This window comes from Streptomyces sp. DSM 120436 (genome assembly GCF_055778765.1).
Genome location: NZ_JBSKBS010000001.1, coordinates 583442 through 601341 on the forward strand (window position 1 = coordinate 583442; position 17900 = coordinate 601341).

The following is a 17900-nucleotide window of genomic DNA, read 5'->3' on the forward strand; positions in this document are numbered from 1 at the left end:
GCACGGCGCTACCCTGGACGCATGACAGCGACACCCAGCCCCGCCCCGGCGACGGACGCGCCGGCCGCCCCGGACGACTGGCTCCGGCTCGACCAGCAGATCTGCTTCAGCCTCAACTCGGCCGTCCGCGCCTTCAACGGCGTCTACCGGGTGGTGCTGAAGGACCTCGGCCTCACCTACCCGCAGTACCTCGTCATGCTGGTGCTGTGGGAGGACGGCACGCTGCCGGTGAAGCGGCTCGGCGAGCGCCTGCGCCTGGACTCCGGCACCCTGTCCCCGCTGCTCAAGCGGCTGGAGGCGGCCGGTCTGGTGCACCGGGAGCGCAGCGCGCGCGACGAGCGGTCCGTCGAGGTGCGGCTCACCGAGGAGGGCGCCGCGCTGCGCGAGCGGGCCGCGCGGGTGCCGCGCCGGATCGCCGCCGCCACCGGGCTGCGGGCCGAGGAGATGCGCGCCCTCGGCGCCACCCTCGCCGGCCTCACCGCCGCGCTGGACCAGGCCGCCGCCGAAGGGGCCTGACGCCCGCGGGGACGCCCTCGGCATGCGGAAACCCACGGGGCGGGCGACGTTGTAGAGGACCTCTGCAGCGTGCCCCGAGGATGCCATGCCCCCCGACCCCGCCGCCGTTCCGGCCGACGCCGTCTCCGTCGTCGTCATAGGCCACGACGACGCCGCCCATGTGGCCGACGCGGTGCGCTCCGCGCTGGGGCAGGGGCCCGCCGTGCGGGAGGTCGTCGCCGTGGACGACCGCTCGACGGACGGCAGCGCCGCCCTGCTGGAGCGGCTGGCCGCCGGCGAGCCCCGGCTGCGGGTGATCCGGCTGCCGGTCAACAGCGGCGGCTGCGGCACCCCGCGCAACACCGGGCTGGACGCGGTGGCCACCCCGTACGTGATGTTCCTGGACAGCGACGACGTGCTGCCGCCCGGCGCCGTGGACGCGCTGCTGGCCGCCGCGCGGGAGACGGAAGCCGAGGTCACGGGCGGTCTGTGCGTGCGCCGCGAGCTGCCCTCGGGCCGCGAGGTGCCGTGGGAGCCCGCCCTGTACGCCGCCCCCGCCGTCCTCGCCCGCCCGGCCGGTCTCCCCCGCCTGGTCCGCGACACCCTCAGCGTCAACAAGCTGTACGCCACGGCCTTCCTGCGCGCGCACGGCATCCGGTTCCCCGACGGCCGCTTCCCCTACGAGGACATCGTGTTCACCGCGCGGGTGTGGGCCGCCGCGCCGCGCGTCGCCCTGGTCCCGGACCGGGTGTACGTCTGGCACGTGCGCCGCTCCGCGCGGCGGCTGTCGATCTCGCTGGACCGCGCGGACGTCGACAACTGGCGCGCCCGCACGCACGCCTGCCGCACCGCCCACGCGATCCTGCTGGACGCCGGGGAGAAACGGCTGGCGCGCGCCGTCCGGGCCAAGTTCCTCGACCACGACCTGCGCATGTACGTCCGTGAGCTGCCGCTGCGCGACGAGGCGTACCGCCGTCAGTGGTGGGCGCACACCCGCGGCCACCTCGCCGAGTACGACGCCGCCGACCGGTCGGGCGACCCGGCAGCCCCCGGCCCGCTCCTCGCGCGGGTGCTGCTGGCCTCTCCCGAGCCGCGCGACCTGCCGCGCCTGCGCGAGCTGGCCGCCCGCCCGGCCCGGCTGTGCCCGCCGTACGCCCGGACGGCCGACGGCACGCCCTGCTGGTCGGCGGAGCTGCCCGGGGTCACCCTGGAGTCCCTGCCGGACCGCCCCGTCCGGCTGCTGCCGCTCGCCGTGGACGCGGAGCTGCGGCCCCGCGCCCGCCTGCTGCGGCTGCGCCTGCACGAGCTGTACGGCGCGGTCGCGCGGGCCGGTCCGGTGGACGCGGAGGTGGAGTGGCGCCACCGGGACCGCGCGGGCGCGGTGCTGCGCCGCACGGTGCCGTTGCGGCCGTCCGCCGAAGGCGTCTGGACCGCCGGGGCGCCCGTCCCGCTGGAGCGGCTGGCGGCCCTGGGCGGGGGCGCCTGGGACCTGCGGCTGCGGCTGCGCTTCCGCGACGGCGCGGCCCGGACCGTCTCGGCCCACGCCCTCACCGGCCCCGGCCCGCTGCGCCCCCGCGCCGTCCCGAGCCGCCGGTACGGCCTGGTCCTCGTCCGCCCCTACGCCACCCACGCGGGCGCGCTGGCCCTGCGGGTGGCGGCGGGGCCGCACGGCGCGGGCCGGGTGCTGGCCGGACGGCTGCGGCGACCGGCGCCGTGACCCGCGCCGCCCTCCGGAGCGCCTTGAGGGCGTCGCGTCCTCCCGCAGCATCGCGTCGATCCAGCCCTTGGCCGGATCCAGGACCGTGGCCCTCGGCGCCGGTTTCCTCCTCGGCGGCGGGACCGCAGAGGTCAGTGCCCGCCGCACCGTCCGGCGTGCACTCCGCACCTCTCCGCGAGTGCCCGCCGCGGCGTCTCCGGATCGAGACGCTCGTCCCGCCGGACCGCGGCGAACGGCTCCGTCCGCGGCAGACCCCTCCCGGCCTCCCGACAGGACCGTGATGAAGTAACACCGCCTCCGACAGGACCGTGATCGACGCGCGAACCCTGCCGCCGCCGGGCGGACGGAGCGGCTCATTCACCCCGAAGAGGGCACGTCGCGGGGGCTCGTGTCACTTTCGCCAGAACAGGTGGTGCGTCACGCCGCTCGGGCTGGGAACGACCTCGAGGTGGAACCGGTCGAGCAGCTCGTCGGGGGAGTCCCACAGCCGCAGACCGGATCCGAGCCTCACCGGTGAGACCGCCACGTGCATGGTGTCGACGAGGTCGGCGTCGAGGAACTGCCGGATGGTGGTGACCCCGCCGCCGAGTCGGACGTCCTTGCCCTGAGCCGCCTCCCGCGCCTGCTCGAGGACCGCGGCCGGGTCGCCGGCGACGAAGTGGAACGTGGTGTCGGAGAGCGTGAACGAAGGACGCTTGTGGTGGGTCATGACGAACACCGGAGTGCGGAACGGGGGCTCGTCACCCCACCAGCCGCGCCACTCGTGGTCCTGCCAGGGCCCGCGCTGGGGCCCGAACTTGTTGCGGCCCATGATCTCGGCGCCGATGTTGCGCGCGTAGTCCCGCGTCACGTAGTCGTCGAGGCCCCGGCTGCCCCCGGGGTCAGTACGCATGGGCCAGCTGGCCGTGGCACCGGCCCACGCGAACAGCCTCGCCGGATCGACGCCGTGGCCGAACGGATTCTCCAAGCTCTGGTCCTCACCGGCGCCGATGCCGTCACTCGAGACATTCAAGTTCTGAACTCTCAGTAGCTGGGTCACGTGTTCCCTCCTGCGTCGTCGATGACGGGGACGAGACTCTCCAGGCCGCGAAAACTCATCGTTGCGTCCATGACTGGCCAGGATTCCGCCGTCCGGCCACCCGGCGGCCCAGCCTGGTCCTGATGCTCCGCGACCGCCCGTCGGTCTCATCGACCGCATAGTCCGTCCGCCGGGCCTTCCACGGCCTCCCTGACCCCCGGGTGGAGCCGGATCGACTTCTCACGCCGCGGAGCCGGTTCCGATCCGTGCGGCGGGGCGCGATGAGGTGCCCGTAGACGCTTCAGAGCGCCTTGAGGGCCTGGGCGGTCGCGCGGGCGAGACCCTCCAGGTAGCCCTTGGGCGGCTTCGGGCCGCGGATGACGACCGAGCGCCAGTACAGCGGGCCGGAGATCAGGTCGAGGGCCAGGGTGTGGTCCGCGCCGGCGCTGATCTCGCCCCGCTCCTGGGCCGCCGTGACGATGCCCCGGGCGACCCCGTCCTGGCCCTCGCGCAGGGCCTTCTGCACGGCCTCGGCGATGTCGGGGTTGCGGGCGGCCTCGGCCTGGAGGTCGGGGAGGATCTGCGAGGCGACGGGGTGGCGCAGGGCGCGCGAGCTGACCTCGTAGAGCAGCCGCAGGTCGCCCTCCAGGGAGCCGGTGTCCGGCGCGGGCAGGCCCTGGACGGCGAGCGCGGACACCACGTCGAGCACGACGTGCAGCTTGGAGCGCCAGCGGCGGTACACGGCGGTCTTGCCGACGCCCGCGCGGCGCGCGATGCCCTCGATCGACATGCGGGCGTAGCCGACTGCGGCGAGCTCCTCGTAGACGGCCGCCCGGATGGCCTCCGTGACGTCCTCGCGCAGGACGGCGGCCCCGGCGGGAGCCCGGCGGCGCGGTCGCGGCTCGGGCGCGTCGGCGTTCGTCATGCGCTCCAGCATAGGCCGCTCTCGTAGCGACGATACGGTTGCGTTCCGACGCGTATTCGACCTACGCTCGTCGTCACGACGATACGGTCCCGTTCCGACGCCGGATTCGTTGCACCCACCCCCTCCTAGCGAAAGCAGCGGATGTGAGTCAGGCACTCCACACACCGCCCGCCGCGTCGGCGCGCCCGGAACCGGACGAGACCGACCTCGCGGCCCTCGCCGCCCGGCACGGCCTCACGGTCAGCGGCGCCCGCCCGTCCCTCGGCGCGTACGTCCGTCAGCTGTGGGGGCGGCGGCACTTCATCCTGGCCTTCTCGCAGGCCAAGCTGACCGCCCAGTACAGCAGGGCGAAGCTGGGTCAGCTGTGGCAGGTGGCGACGCCGCTGCTGAACGCGGCGGTGTACTTCTTCATCTTCGGTCTGCTGCTGGGCGCCCGGAGGGGCATTCCGAGCGATGTGTACGTGCCGTTCCTGGTGACGGGTGTGTTCGTGTTCACCTTCACGCAGAGTTCGGTGCTGGCGGGGGTGCGGGCGATCTCGGGGAACCTGGGGCTGGTGCGGGCGCTGCACTTCCCGCGTGCGTCGCTGCCGATCTCGTTCGCGCTGCAGCAACTCCAGCAGCTGCTGTTCTCGATGATCGTGCTGGTCGTGATCGTGGTGGCGTTCGGGAGCTATCCGGGTCCGTCGTGGCTGCTGGTGGTGCCGGCGCTGGCGCTGCAGTTCGTGTTCAACACGGGTCTTGCGCTGGTCTTCGCGCGGATGGGCAGCAGGACGCCGGACCTGGCGCAGCTGATGCCGTTCGTGCTGCGGACGTGGATGTACGCGTCGGGGGTGATGTTCTCGATCCCGGCGATGCTGGAGGACAAGGACGTGCCGGCCTGGGTGGCGGACGTGCTGCAGTGGAACCCGGCCGCGGTCTACATGGACCTGGTGCGGTTCGCGCTGATCGACGGGTACGACGGGTCGTACCTGCCGCCGCACGTGTGGGCGTTCGCGCTGGGCTGGGCGGTGCTGGCCGGCGTGGTCGGCTTCGTCTACTTCTGGAAGGCAGAGGAGAGGTACGGCCGTGGCTGAGACCGACCGGCAGAGGATCCCGACCGTCATCGCCGACGGCGTCGACGTGGTCTACCGGGTCAACGGCACCGGCGCCGGGCGCGGCTCCGCGACCGCCGCCCTCAACCGCATGCTGCGCCGCAGGCAGACCGAGAAGGCGTCCGGCGTGCGCCGGGTGCACGCCGTGCGCGGGGTGTCCTTCGTCGCCCACCGGGGCGAGGCGATCGGCCTGATCGGCACCAACGGCTCCGGCAAGTCCACGCTGCTCAAGGCCGTCGCCGGGCTGCTCCCGGTGGAGAACGGCCGCATCTACACCGACGGCCAGCCCTCCCTGCTCGGCGTCAACGCGGCCCTGATGGCCGACCTCACCGGCGAGCGCAACGTGCACCTGGGCGGACTCGCGATGGGCATGTCCCGCGAGGAGATCAAGGCCCGCTACCAGGAGATCGTCGACTTCTCCGGCATCAACGAGAAGGGTGACTTCATCACCCTGCCGATGCGCACCTACTCCTCCGGCATGGCCGCCCGCCTGCGCTTCTCCATCGCCGCCGCCAAGGACCACGACGTGCTCCTCGTCGACGAGGCGCTCGCGACCGGCGACCGCTCCTTCCAGAAGCGGTCCGAGGCCCGCATCCGCGAGCTGCGCAAGCACGCGGGGACGGTCTTCCTGGTCAGCCACAACAACAAGTCCATCCGCGACACCTGCGACCGCGTGCTGTGGCTGGAGCGCGGCGAGCTGCGCATGGACGGGCCGACCGACGAGGTGCTCAAGGAGTACGAGAAGTTCACCTCGGGCCGCTGACGGGGGCGGCGCGGGCCCGGCGGGCTCCCTCCGGGCGCCCCTTCCGCCGACCGATCCGTCGCATCGGTGTCACTATGACTGGATACGACCGGATGACTGGTACGACCGACGGGACCGTCCGCGCCGCCGAGCAGCCGAAGGAGCCCCGTGATGCCCCAGCTCAGCGTCATCGTCCACGGGCCGAACACCCAGGACCACCTGACCGGCCTGCTCGACTCGCTCGTCGCCCACCCGCTGCCGGACGTGGAGGTCGTCGTCGCCGCCGTCGGCGACTGGGCCCGTGAGACGGCCGAGCGGCACGCCCCGCAGCTCCAGGTGGTCCCGCTGCCCGAGGGCACGTCCGACGCGGCGGCCCGGGCGGCCGGGGCGGCGCGGGCCGGCGGACGCTGGCTGCACTTCGTCCGCGCCAAGGACGGCCTCCCGCCCGGCAGCCCCCGCACCGTCGCGGAACGCACCGCCGAGCTGCCCGGCACCGCGGACGTCCTGCTCCTGGACCACCTGCGCAGCACCTGGCGCAGCTCCGCCCTGCCGTCGGCGGACGGCCCCCTCCTGGTCCGCGCCGGCCGCACCGAGCCGGCCCTCGCCGACAGCGCCTACCTGCTGCGCCTCACCCCGCTGCTCGGCACCCGCGTGCTGCGCGCCGACTTCTGGCGGGCCCACGAGGAGCGGCTCACCACCGACGACGAACCCCACGCCGCCCTCGCCGCCCTCCTGCTCGCCGACCGCGTCGCCTGCCTGCCGCACATCGCCTACGAGGACCGGCGGCTGCGCCCCGCGAGCCTCCCGCCCGTCACCCCCGAGCAGCACCTCGCGGCCGTCGACCGCTACGAGGCCCTGCTCGACCTCGCCCAGGACCGGCCCGCCGTCTACACCGTGCTCTACGAGATCATGGTCCGCGACTGCCTGCGCACCTTCGCCCGCGGCGCCGTGCCCGAGCCGGCGGCGCGGGAGTTCTTCCTGCGGGCCGGCTCCGCCGCCGTGCGCCGCCGCCCCGAGGGGTACCGCCGCCCCGGCGGCCCGGAGGGCGTGCGCCGCTCGCTGCTGGAGGAGGGCGCCCACACCCGCTACCGCGCCTTCCAGGCCGCCAACCGCGCCCGCCGCGCCGTGCGGTCCACGGTGCGCGCCGGACGGCGGCAGGCCGGCGCCCGGATCCGCGACCACCAGTACCGCGCCGCGCTGCGCCGCCCCGTCGACCCGCACCTCGCGGTGTTCTCCGCCTACTGGAACCGCGGCGTCGCCTGCAACCCGGCCGCGATCGCCGCGACCCTCGCCGAGCTGGCCCCGCACATCCACCCGGTGTGGGTGGTGAGCGCGCGCAACGCGGCCCTGCTGCCGCCCGGCACCGACCACGTGGTCCCCGGCACCCGCCGCTACTGGGAGACGCTCGCCACGGCGGCGTACCTCGTCAACAACGTCAACTTCCCGAACGCCGTGGTCAAACGCCCCGACGCGGTGCATGTGCAGACCCACCACGGCACCCCGCTCAAGCGCATGGGCCTGGACCAGAGGGCCTATCCCGCCGCCGCGCAGGGCCTGGACTTCGACGCCCTGCTGGAGCGGGTCGACAAGTGGGACTACAGCGTCTCCGCCAACAGCCACACCACCCGCATGTGGGAGCGCGCCTACCCGTCCCGGTACGTCTCCCTCGACCACGGCTATCCGCGCAACGACGTCTACTACACGGCCGGCGCGGACGAGGTGCGCGCGGTCCGCGAACGGCTCGGCATCGCCCCCGGCCGCCGGGCCGTCCTGTACGCGCCCACGCACCGCGACTACGAGGCCGGCTGGACCCCGCGCCTGGACCTCGCCACGCTCGCCGACCGGCTCGGCGAGGACACCGTCCTGCTGGTGCGCGCCCACTACTTCTACGACTCCGGCGTCTCCCCGCTGGCCGGCCTGCGCCGCTCCGGCCGCGTCGTCGACGTGTCGTCCTACGACCCGGTGGAGGACCTGTGCCTGGCCGCGGACGCCCTGGTCACGGACTACTCGTCGATCATGTTCGACTACGCCGGCCTCGACCGCCCCATCGTGATCCACGCCGACGACTGGGAGACGTACCGCACCACGCGCGGGGTGTACTTCGACCTGATGGCCGAGGCGCCGGGCCCGGTGGCGCGCACCCAGGACGACCTCACCGAGATCCTCGCCACCGACGCCTGGCGCGACGAGGGCGCGGCGAAGGCCCGGGCCGCCTTCCGCCGCCGGTTCTGCGAGTTCGACGACGGCCGGGCCGCCGAGCGGGTGGTGCGCCGGGTGTTCCTCGGCGAGGACGAGGCGTCGCTGCCCCCGGTGCTGCCGCTGGAGGAGCGCACCCCGGCGCCGGCCCCCCAGGAGGTGACCGCGTGATGTCCACGTCCCGGCTCCCCGACGTCACCGTCACGGTGATCGTGCACAACGACGCCGGACGGCTGCCCCGCGCCGTGCGGTCCGTGTGCCGCCAGACCCACCGCGACCTGGAGATCGTCATCAGCGACGACCACTCCACGGACGACACCCCCGAGGTGGCGCGGGCGCTGGCGGCCGCCGACCCCCGCGTCCGGTACCTGCGGCTGCCGGAGAACAGCGGCGGGTGCAGCGCCCCGCGCAACCGCGCCCTGGAGATCGCCCGGGCGCCGTACCTGATGTTCCTCGACAGCGACGACGAACTGCCGGAGGGGGCGGTCGCGGCGCTGCTCGCCGCGCACCGGGAGCGCGAGATCGACTTCGCGATGGGCGCGGTGCGGCGGATCCGGGTGGACACCGGGCGCCGCTCCACCTGGATGCCGCACCTGGTGGGCGAGCGCCGCACCCTGGACGGCGTCGAGGACGACCCGCGGCTGTTCTTCGAGCACCTGGCGACCAGCAAGATGTACGCCCGCGCCTTCCTCGACCGGCACGCGCTGCGCTTCCCGGAGGGCATCCACTACGAGGACCAGCTGTTCTCGGCGCAGGCCTACTGCCTGGCGAAACGGTTCACGATCGTCCCCGAGCCGGTCTACCTCTGGTACGTGGCCCCCTACGTGAGCACGGAGGCCGCGTCCATATCCAACCAGCGGCACCTGATCGGCAACGTCCGCGACCGGATCCACGTGCAGCGGCTGATCGACGCGTTCCTGGTGGAGAGCGGGCACGCGGGACTGCGCGAGGACAAGGACCACAAGTTCCTCAAGCACGACTTCCGGATGTACGCGGGCGACCTGCCGTACCGGGACGAGGAGTGGCTGGCCGCCTTCGCCGACGAGGTGAACCCCTACCTGGAGACGCTGTCCCCGGGCGCGTACGCCCGGCTGCCCCGCGCCGAGCGGGTGGTGCTCCGGCTGGTCCGGGACCGCAGGCTGCCCGAGGCCGCGCTGGCGGCACGGGGTCTGGGGCACGGCGTCGCCCCGAGGCGGCTGACCGCCGACGCGGACGGCCGGCTCTACTGGGGCGACCGGGTGCCGGACACCGTGGCCGCCCGCCGCGAGCTGGACCTGACCGAGCTGGAGCCGGACACCCGCCCGTTCCCGGGTGCGCTGTTCCGGCACGAGATCACGGGGATCGCCCGTGTCCCGGGGGGCGGCGCCCGGATCGACCTGACCGTGCGGACCTACGACCCGGCGCTGCGGCTGCCCGTCGGCCCGCAGCGGGCGAGCCTGGTGCTCTCCCCCGGCCGGCGCCGCCTCACCGTGCCGTTCCGCCTGGACCCGGTGCGGCCCGGCGTGTTCGAGGGGACGGTACGGCTCGACCTGGCCGGGGCCCGGCTGCCGCTGGGCGGCTTCGCCGGCGTCCGGCATCCGCTGGTCCGGCTCACCAGCGGCGGCCAGGGCAACCAGGCGCTGCTGCTGGCGCCCCTCGAGTTCCCGGCGCTGACCGCCCGTGTCCCCTACCGCTCCGGCGCCGCCCCGCACCGCGTCACCGTCGAGCCGGAGGGCCACAACCCGGGCCGCCTCCAGATCCGCTGGGAGCCGGCCGGCGTCACCGGAGCGCTCCGCCCGGTGGCCGCCCGCCTGGCCCGCCCGCGTCTGCGCCGCGCGGCGCGGCTGGTGGCGGGCGCCGTGCGCTGACGCCCGCGACCCGCCGCCGGCCGCGACCACCAGGAACCCCGTCAGCTCACGGCACGGCGTACAGCACCTCCCCGCGCGGCCCCCGGGCCACCGGCCGCAGCGCGGGGTCGTCCAGGACGCCGCGGTGGTCCACCACCCAGCGCACCCCGTACTCCCGCTCGGTGCCCCGCCGCTCGGCCGCCGGCGTGTCCGCGGCGAAGTACGCCCGGGTGGCGGCCGTGCGGCGCTCCTCGTCGGCGAGGAAGAAGTCGGGGTAGCCGGGGGCGACCGTGTAGGGGCCGTAGGCGGGCACCTGGCGGGCCGCCCGGCCCTCGGCCATGACGACGTCGCCGTACCGCACCCAGCGGGTGAGCCACCCGTACCCCGGCCACGGCGGATCGTACGTGCCGGCCACGGGCCCCGGCAGCGCGTCGGCCGGGACCACGTACCCGAGCGCACCCGCCTGCGCCCAGCCGCCGGCCAGCAGCGCCCCGGCGAGCAGCGCCGTCCACACCGCGCGCACCCGCCGCGACCCCGCCTCCACGACCGCGACGGCCGCCGCGATCTGCGCCGGGATCACCGCCGCCGGCAGGGCCCGGCCCCACGAGTGGTGCCCGGTGATCCGTCCCGCGACGACGATCAGCACGCCCAGGGCGCAGCAGACCACCAGCGGGTCCCGGTGGTCGCGCCGCCAGCGCGGCACGAGCGCGGCCACGCCCAGCAGCACCAGCCCGAACCGCGCCACCGGGTGCGCGTACAGCACCCGGTGCACCGTCTCCAGCCCGTCCCCGGCGTCCGCCAGCGCGAAGAAGTCGTAGTACGGCCACGCCCCCAGCACCGACACGCCCAGCAGCAGCGCCGCGCCGAGCCGGGGCCACACCGCGCGCCCGGGACGCGCCGCGACCACCGTGGCGGCCGCGCCCGCCGTGGCCACCACCCCGGAGAACTGGTGGCAGAGCAGGATCACCGCCCACAGCACGCCCAGCCCCAGCCACATCCCCCACCCGGCCCGGCCGCGCAGCGCGCCGGTCAGCCAGGTCCAGAAGTGGAAGGCGAGTCCCAGGGTGAACGTGCTCGGGTAGGCCGCCGTCAGGGCGAGCGAGTGCAGCCCCGGGAAGCCGCTCCACAGCAGGGGCTCGGAGCCCCACAGGAACAGCAGGCACAGCAGCGCGAGCGGGGGCGCGGCCGGGTGTGCGCTCAGCGTCCGCACGTACCGCCACACGCCCGTGACCAGCAGCGCCAGCCCGGCCACGGCGGCCAGCCGCAGCACCACGAACACGTCGAGTCCGCTCGCCCGGGCGACACCGCCGAGCACCAGCGTCCACGGCGAGTAGTACGGGCTCGGGGTGTTCGCGTCGACCAGCGGGTTGCCCGGGGCGAGCGGGTCGTGCCGCAGCCGCTGCACGGTCGCCGCGTGGATGCCGAGGTCGCCCCTCCACGGCAGCCGTACGACGACCGGGACCAGCAGGAGCAGGACGAGCCCGGTGACGCCCGTGGCCAGGGCCCGGCCGACGGCGGCCGGGCGGAGCGCGGAGCGGCGCGGGCCGGACCCTCCGGACGCTCCGGATCCCCCGGACCCTCCGGCCCCCCCTGATGCTCCGGACGCTCCGGACCCCCCTGATGCTCCGGACGCTCCGGACCCCCCTGATGCTCCGGACGCTCCGAACGCTCCGGACGACGAGAATCGGGCAGTCACACCAGAGCCCTATCCCGTTCCCGGGCCGTCCCCACGGGTTCGCCGCCGATTCCCGCCCAAGGCACCACACACGCGCGAGGGGCGCCGCGGACCGTGACGGTCCGCGGCGCCCCTCGACGGGTCCGGTGCCTTACGAGTGCGCCCTCAGCAGCGTGCGCATGGTCCGCATCGCCACCGACAGGTTCGCGAGGTCGAACGAGTCGGAGCCGTGGATCTCCTCCAGCGTGGTGCGGGCCCGGCCGAGCAGCGCCGCGTTCTTCTGCTCCCACAGCGCGAAGCGCCGCTGCGGCGTCGCCGAGCCGTCGCCCTCCGCCAGCACGTCCGCGGTGACCGCCGCGTGCGCCGCGTAGAGGTCCTCGCGGATCGCCGCACGGGCCATGGACTGCCACCGGTCCGCGCGCGGCAGCTCGGTGATCCGGTCCATCAGCTGGGTGATGCGCAGCCGGTCGGCGAGGTCGTAGTACACCTCGGCGACGTCCAGCGGCTCCTTGCCCGTCCGGTCGGCCACCGACACGATGTCGAGCGTCGGGAAGGCGGAGGAGAACCCGGCGACCCGGGTGGCCAGCTCGTCCGGGACCCCGGCCTCGCTCAGCTCGTCGTAGATCTTCTGGTACCAGGCCAGGTCCTCGCCGCGCAGCAGCTTGGGCAGCTCCGCCCAGACCTGCTCGACCCGCTCGGCGTAGAACGACACCGTCTCCTCGAGCTGCAGCGGCTGCGGCCGGTTGTTGAGCAGCCAGCGCGTGCCGCGCTCCACCAGGCGGCGGGAGTGCAGCCGGATCCGGGTCTGGGTGGCGGTGTCGACCCTGGTGTCGAGCGCCTCCACACCGTCCCACACCACCGAGGAGCGGAAGATCGCGCGGGCCGCGGTCTGCGCCCGGACGATCTCCTCCAGCGACGCCCCGGTCTCCTCGCGCATCCGGTGCAGATACGTGGTGCCGCCGGTGTTGACCGTGTCGTTGACCAGCACGGTCGTGATGATCTCGCGGCGCAGCGGGTGGCTGTCGATGTGCTCCGCGAACCGCTCGCGCAGCGCGGTCGGGAAGTAGGCGTGCAGCAGGCCCTTCAGGTAGGGGTCGTCGGGCAGCGAGGTGTGCAGCAGCTCCTCGGCGACCGTGATCTTCGTGTACGCCAGCAGGACCGCCGTCTCCGGCCCGGTCAGGCCCTGCCCGGAGGCGAGCCGCTCGCGGATCTGCCGGTCGGTGGGCAGGAACTCCAGCGCCCGGTCCAGGTGGCCCTCGCGCACCAGGTGCTTCAGGAAGCGCTGCTGCGCGTGGATCATGTCCTTCGACTGGGCCAGCGCGTTGGCGATGGCGGTGTTCTGCGCGTAGTTGTTGCGCAGCACCAGCCGGCCGACCTCGTCGGTCATCTCGGCGAGCAGCTTGTTGCGCTGCTTCACCGTCATGTCGCCTTCCTTGACCAGGCCGTTCAGCAGGATCTTGATGTTCACCTCGTGGTCGGAGGTGTCCACGCCCGCGCTGTTGTCGATGGCGTCGGTGTTCTGCCGGCCGCCGTGCAGCGCGAACTCGATCCGGCCGAGCTGGGTCATGCCCAGGTTGCCGCCCTCGCCGACGACGGCGACCCGCAGGTCCTTGCCGTCGACCCGGATCGCGTCGTTGCCCTTGTCGCCGACGTCCGCGTCGGACTCGGTGGACGCCTTGACGTAGGTGCCGATGCCGCCGTTCCACAGCAGGTCGACCGGCGCCTTGAGGATGGCCTTCATCAGGTCGGCCGGGGTCATCTTGGTGACCTCGGGCTCGATGCCGAGGGCCTCGCGGATGTGCGCGTTGATCGGCACGGACTTGGCGCTGCGCGGGAAGACGCCGCCGCCCGCCGACAGCAGCGCGGTGTCGTAGTCGGCCCAGGAGCTGCGCGGCAGTTCGAACAGTCGGCGGCGCTCGGCGTAGGAGACGGCCGCGTCCGGGTTCGGGTCGATGAAGATGTGCCGGTGGTCGAAGGCGGCGACCAGGCGGATGTGCTCGCTGAGCAGCATGCCGTTGCCGAACACGTCACCGGACATGTCGCCGATGCCGACGACCGTGAAGTCCTGGGTCTGGGTGTCCACGCCCAGCTCCCGGAAGTGCCGCTTGACGGACTCCCAGGCGCCGCGGGCGGTGATGCCCATGCCCTTGTGGTCGTAGCCGGCCGAGCCGCCGGAGGCGAAGGCGTCCCCGAGCCAGAAGTTGTACGCCTCGGCGACCTCGTTGGCGATGTCGGAGAAGGTCGCGGTGCCCTTGTCGGCGGCGACGACCAGGTAGGTGTCGTCCTCGTCGTGCCGGACGACGTCCGCCGGCGGCACGACCTCGCCGCCCACCATGTTGTCGGTGATGTCGAGCAGCGCGGAGATGAACGTGCGGTAGCAGGCGACGCCCTCCGCCATCCACGCGTCCCGGTCGACGGCCGGGTCGGGGAGCTGCTTGGCGACGAAGCCGCCCTTGGCGCCGACCGGCACGATGACGGTGTTCTTCACCATCTGCGCCTTGACCAGGCCGAGGATCTCGGTGCGGAAGTCCTCACGCCGGTCGGACCAGCGCAGACCGCCGCGCGCGACCTTGCCGAAGCGCAGGTGCACGCCCTCCACCCGCGGCGAGTACACCCAGATCTCGAACGCCGGGCGCGGCGCGGGCAGGTCGGGGATGGCCTGCGGGTCGAACTTCATGGAGACGTAGTCGTGCGGCTCGCCGCCGCTCGTCTCCTGGAAGAAGTTGGTGCGCAGCGTCGCCTTGATGACGGTGAGGAAGGCGCGCAGGATGCGGTCCTCGTCGAGGCTGGCGACCTTGTCGAGGGCGGCGTCGAGCTCCTCCAGCAGGGCGTCCACCAGTTCGTACCCGGCGCGCTGCCGGTCCGGCGACATCCGCGCCTCGAACAGGGAGACCAGCAGCCGGGTGGTGTGGACGTTGTTCCGGAGGGTGTCCTCCATGTAGTCCTGGCTGAAGGTGGACCCGGCCTGGCGCAGGTACTTGGCGTACGCGCGCAGCACCGTCGCCTGGCGCCAGGTCAGCCCGGCGCTCAGCACGAGGGCGTTGAAGCCGTCGTTCTCCGCCTTGCCGGTCCAGGTGGCCGCGAAGGTGTCCTGGAAGCGCTCGCGGGCGTCGTCGCCGAGGTGGTCCCCGCCGCCGGGCGCGTGCGGCATGCGCAGGCCGAAGTCGTAGATCCAGGCCACGCTGCGGTCGGAGCGCCGCAGCTCGTACGGCCGCTCGTCGATGACCTCGACGCCGAGGCGCTGCAGCACGGGCAGCACCGCGGACAGGGAGACGGCCTCGCCGGTGCGGTAGATCTTGAAGCGGCGCTCGTCGGGCCCCGCGCCCACCGGCTCGTACAGGCTGAGCGCGAAGTCCCGCTCCTCGTCCAGCTCCTCGAGACGCACCAGGTCGGCGACGGCGCTGCGCGGGGAGTGGTCGGCCTTGTAGCCCTCGGGGAAGGCGCCCGCGTAGCGGCGCAGCAGCTCGGCGGCGCGCTCCTCGCCGAACTCGGTGGTCAGCGCCTCGGCGAAACCGTCGGACCAGGAGCGGGCGGCCTCGGCCAGCCGGGCCTCCAGGCGCTCCTTGTCGCTGTCGGACAGGTGCCGCAGTGAGGTGCCCTGCGGGACGCGGACGACGAAGTGCAGCCGGGAGAGGACCGATTCGGTGTTCCAGGCGGTGAAGTCGACGCTGACGCCGCCGAGCTCCTCCTTGAGGATGTCGATGATCCGCAGCCGGACGCCGGTGGTGTAGCGGTCGCGCGGCAGGTAGACGAGGGCGGAGTAGTAGCGCCCGTACTCGTCCTGGCGCAGGTACAGCCGCAGCCGGCGGCGCTCCTGGAGGTAGAGCACCGAGGTGGCGATGGACCGCAGTTCCTCGACCGGGGTCTGGAACAGCTCGTCGCGCGGGTAGGTCTCCAGGATCTGCAGCAGGTCGCGCCCGTCGTGGCTGTGCGGCGAGAAGCCGGCCCGCTCCAGGACGTCGTCGACCTTGCGGCGGATCACCGGCACCCGGCGCACGGACTCGGTGTAGGCGGCGGAGGAGAACAGCCCGAGGAAGCGGCGCTCGCCGACCACGTTGCCGTCGGCGTCGAACTTCTTCACGCCGATGTAGTCCAGGTACGACGGCCGGTGCACGGTGGCGCGGCTGTTGGCCTTGGTCAGGATGAGCAGCTTGTGCTCGCGGGCCTTGGCGCGGGCGTCGGCGGGCAGCCGCTCGAAGGACGGGCTGACCGGGTGGTCCTCGTCGGCCGCGTGGCGCGGGTCGGAGCGCAGGATGCCGAGGCCGGTGCCGGGCAGGGCGGCGAGCGAGTCGTCGTCGCGCAGCTCGTACTCGCGGTAGCCGAGGAAGGTGAAGTGGTCGTCGGCGAGCCAGTGCAGCAGCTCGCGGGCCTCCTCGACCTGCAGCGGGGGCAGGTCGGCGGGGACGGGCTCCTCGGGCAGCGCGTCGGCCAGCGAGGTGGCCGCCTGGCGCATCTTGCCCCAGTCCTCGACGGCCTCGCGGACGTCGGAGAGGATCCGCAGCAGGTCGGTGGTGATCTGCTTGAGGTCGCCGCGGTCGGTCTCCCGGTCGATCTCGACGTGGATCCAGGACTCGACGTGCGCGTCGTGCGGCAGGTGGCGGGCGTCCTGGGGGAGGTCGCCGCCGACCGGGTCGGAGAGGACCTCGATCAGCTTGCCGGTCACGTCCCGGCGGACCACGAACTGCGGGTGGATCACCACGTGGATGCCGCGGCCCTGGCGGGTCAGCTCGTTCGTGACGGAGTCGACGAGGAAGGGCATGTCGTCCGTGACGACCTCGACGACGGAGTGGCTGCAGGTCCAGCCGTTCTCCTCGACGGTCGGGGTGTGCACCCGGACGTTCGCCGTGCCCTGCGGGCGGTTCTCGGCGAGCCGGTGGTGCGAGACGGCGGCCCCGAAGACGTCGACCGGGTCGCGGTCGGTGAGGTCCTCCGGGGCGGTGTGCAGGTAGTAGCGCTGGAGGAACGCGAGGACGGCATCCCGGTCGGGCGTGTCCCCCTCCGCGGTCCCGGTCGGGAGTTTCCCCCCGGCCGGGCTGTTCTCAGCTACCCGGGCGGCCCGGTCGAGCAGCTCGGCCTTGGCTTCGTCCAGCTTGGTCTGCATGGTCCTCTGGCTCCTGTCGCGCGCCGTTGCGTGACGTAGAAGGAAGTACGGTCTCCGACCTCGCGGTGCGGTGGTACGACACGGGGTGTCCGGTCTGTGCCGACGCTATGCCGCGAGAGGGGAGGAACGGGGGCCTTCCGTCGGAATCCGATGCGTCCGACGGGTGTGACTGCGCTCTCCGGAACGCCTGCCCCTGAGGGGTGCGCCGCGTCCCGTGCCGCCCGCGAGGATCAGCGGTCGCCACCCGGACACGGACGTCGTCCGTGCTCCCCGGGCGCACAGCGGGAACGCCACGGTCCCCGCGAGCTATCGCGCTGATCACGCCACCTAGGCTATCGCCCCCCGGAGGGGCCCCGTCATGAGCCGTATGTGTACAAAACCGGGGGGTGAACTTTGACGTTTCGCACAGTGCGGCCGGGTCTTCCCGGTCAGCCGGAGGCCGCCAGGCGCTCCGCCTCCGCCACCGCCTCGCTCAAGGTGTCGACCACCGGAACCCCGGCCGTCTCCAGGCTCGCCCGGCCGTGCGAGCCGCCGGTGTAGAGCACGGCCCGCGCGCCCGCGTGCCGCGCGGCCAGCGCGTCGTCGGCCGCGTCCCCGATCACCACCGTGCGCCGCGGGTCCACCCTGTCGCGCAGCGCGCCCAGGTGGCGCACCATGTGCTCCGCCTTGCTGCCGCCGGAGGGGCCGGTGCGCCCGTCGACGCGCAGGAAGTGGGACGAGATGCCGAAGGTCTCCACCAGCGGGACCAGGTCCTCGTGCCCGTGCATGCTGAGGATCGACTGGCTGCGGCCCGCCGACGCCCACCCCGTCAGCAGGTCCTCCACGCCGTCGGCCAGTCCGCAGCGCACCCGGTGCTCGGTGTAGTGCCGGTGGAAGACGGCGTCCATCCGCTCCCACTCGGCCTGGCTGGGCAGCCGGCCCATCAGCCGCTCGTAGAACGCCGGCACCGGCACGCAGTACAGCTCCCGGTACCGCTCCAGCGTGAGAGGCTCGAGGCCCAGCTCGGCGAAGGCCGCGTTCGTCGCCGCGACGACCGCGTCGACGTCGTGGAAGAGCGTGCCGTTCCAGTCCCAGACGATGTGTGCGTCCGTGTGCGTCCCCATGCGCAGAACCT

The 17900-nt window shown here is 73.7% G+C and carries 11 protein-coding genes; 6 read left to right on the forward strand and 5 right to left on the reverse strand.

What is annotated here, in order from left to right; all coding sequences use genetic code 11:
* The first annotated feature begins 21 nt into the window (after positions 1 to 21).
* Positions 22 to 516 (forward strand): MarR family winged helix-turn-helix transcriptional regulator, encoded by a 495-nt coding sequence (locus ACWH4W_RS02625; protein WP_473074234.1) that lies wholly within the window; start codon positions 22 to 24, stop codon positions 514 to 516.
* Between the two features lie 85 nt (positions 517 to 601).
* Complete coding sequence (locus ACWH4W_RS02630; protein ID WP_473074235.1) at positions 602 to 2212, forward strand: glycosyltransferase; 1611 nt, start codon at positions 602 to 604, stop codon at positions 2210 to 2212.
* Between the two features lie 391 nt (positions 2213 to 2603).
* On the opposite strand, the gene ACWH4W_RS02635 is transcribed toward ACWH4W_RS02630, so the two are convergent.
* Both ACWH4W_RS02635 and ACWH4W_RS02640 read right to left on the reverse strand, forming a co-directional pair.
* Positions 2604 to 3251 carry a dihydrofolate reductase family protein gene (locus ACWH4W_RS02635; RefSeq protein WP_473074236.1) on the reverse strand — a complete coding sequence of 216 codons (648 nt, stop codon included), beginning with the start codon at positions 3249 to 3251 and terminating at the stop codon, positions 2604 to 2606.
* 280 nt (positions 3252 to 3531) lie between these two features.
* Complete coding sequence (locus ACWH4W_RS02640; RefSeq protein ID WP_473074237.1) at positions 3532 to 4167, reverse strand: TetR/AcrR family transcriptional regulator; 636 nt, start codon at positions 4165 to 4167, stop codon at positions 3532 to 3534.
* A 131-nt stretch (positions 4168 to 4298) separates the two neighbouring features.
* Here ACWH4W_RS02640 and ACWH4W_RS02645 point away from each other — a divergent pair, with 131 nt between their 5' ends.
* From ACWH4W_RS02645 to ACWH4W_RS02660, 4 genes are all read left to right on the forward strand, one after another.
* Positions 4299 to 5228, forward strand: coding sequence for an ABC transporter permease (locus tag ACWH4W_RS02645; RefSeq protein ID WP_473074238.1), 930 nt, complete (start codon positions 4299 to 4301; stop codon positions 5226 to 5228).
* Positions 5221 to 6009, forward strand: coding sequence for an ABC transporter ATP-binding protein (locus tag ACWH4W_RS02650; RefSeq protein ID WP_473074239.1), 789 nt, complete (start codon positions 5221 to 5223; stop codon positions 6007 to 6009). Before ACWH4W_RS02645 ends, ACWH4W_RS02650 begins: the two co-directional genes overlap by 8 nt.
* Positions 6010 to 6159: 150 nt before the next feature.
* A complete protein-coding gene (locus ACWH4W_RS02655; protein WP_473074240.1) occupies positions 6160 to 8355 on the forward strand; it encodes a CDP-glycerol glycerophosphotransferase family protein in 2196 nt (731 codons plus the stop codon).
* Positions 8355 to 10031 carry a glycosyltransferase family 2 protein gene (locus ACWH4W_RS02660; protein WP_473074241.1) on the forward strand — a complete coding sequence of 559 codons (1677 nt, stop codon included), beginning with the start codon at positions 8355 to 8357 and terminating at the stop codon, positions 10029 to 10031. The genes ACWH4W_RS02655 and ACWH4W_RS02660 overlap by 1 nt, the downstream gene beginning before the upstream one ends.
* Positions 10032 to 10077: 46 nt before the next feature.
* Here the strand turns inward: ACWH4W_RS02660 and ACWH4W_RS02665 are convergent, their stop codons facing one another.
* The 3 genes from ACWH4W_RS02665 to ACWH4W_RS02675 all read right to left on the reverse strand — a co-directional run bounded on the left by ACWH4W_RS02665 (position 10078) and on the right by ACWH4W_RS02675 (position 17889).
* Complete coding sequence (locus ACWH4W_RS02665) at positions 10078 to 11511, reverse strand: hypothetical protein (RefSeq protein ID WP_473077393.1); 1434 nt, start codon at positions 11509 to 11511, stop codon at positions 10078 to 10080.
* A 325-nt stretch (positions 11512 to 11836) separates the two neighbouring features.
* Positions 11837 to 16786, reverse strand: a complete 4950-nt coding sequence (locus tag ACWH4W_RS02670) for an NAD-glutamate dehydrogenase (protein WP_473074242.1) — start codon at positions 16784 to 16786, stop codon at positions 11837 to 11839.
* A gap of 428 nt (positions 16787 to 17214) precedes the next feature.
* Positions 17215 to 17889 carry an HAD family hydrolase gene (locus ACWH4W_RS02675; protein WP_473074243.1) on the reverse strand — a complete coding sequence of 225 codons (675 nt, stop codon included), beginning with the start codon at positions 17887 to 17889 and terminating at the stop codon, positions 17215 to 17217.
* Positions 17890 to 17900: the final 11 nt, after the last annotated feature.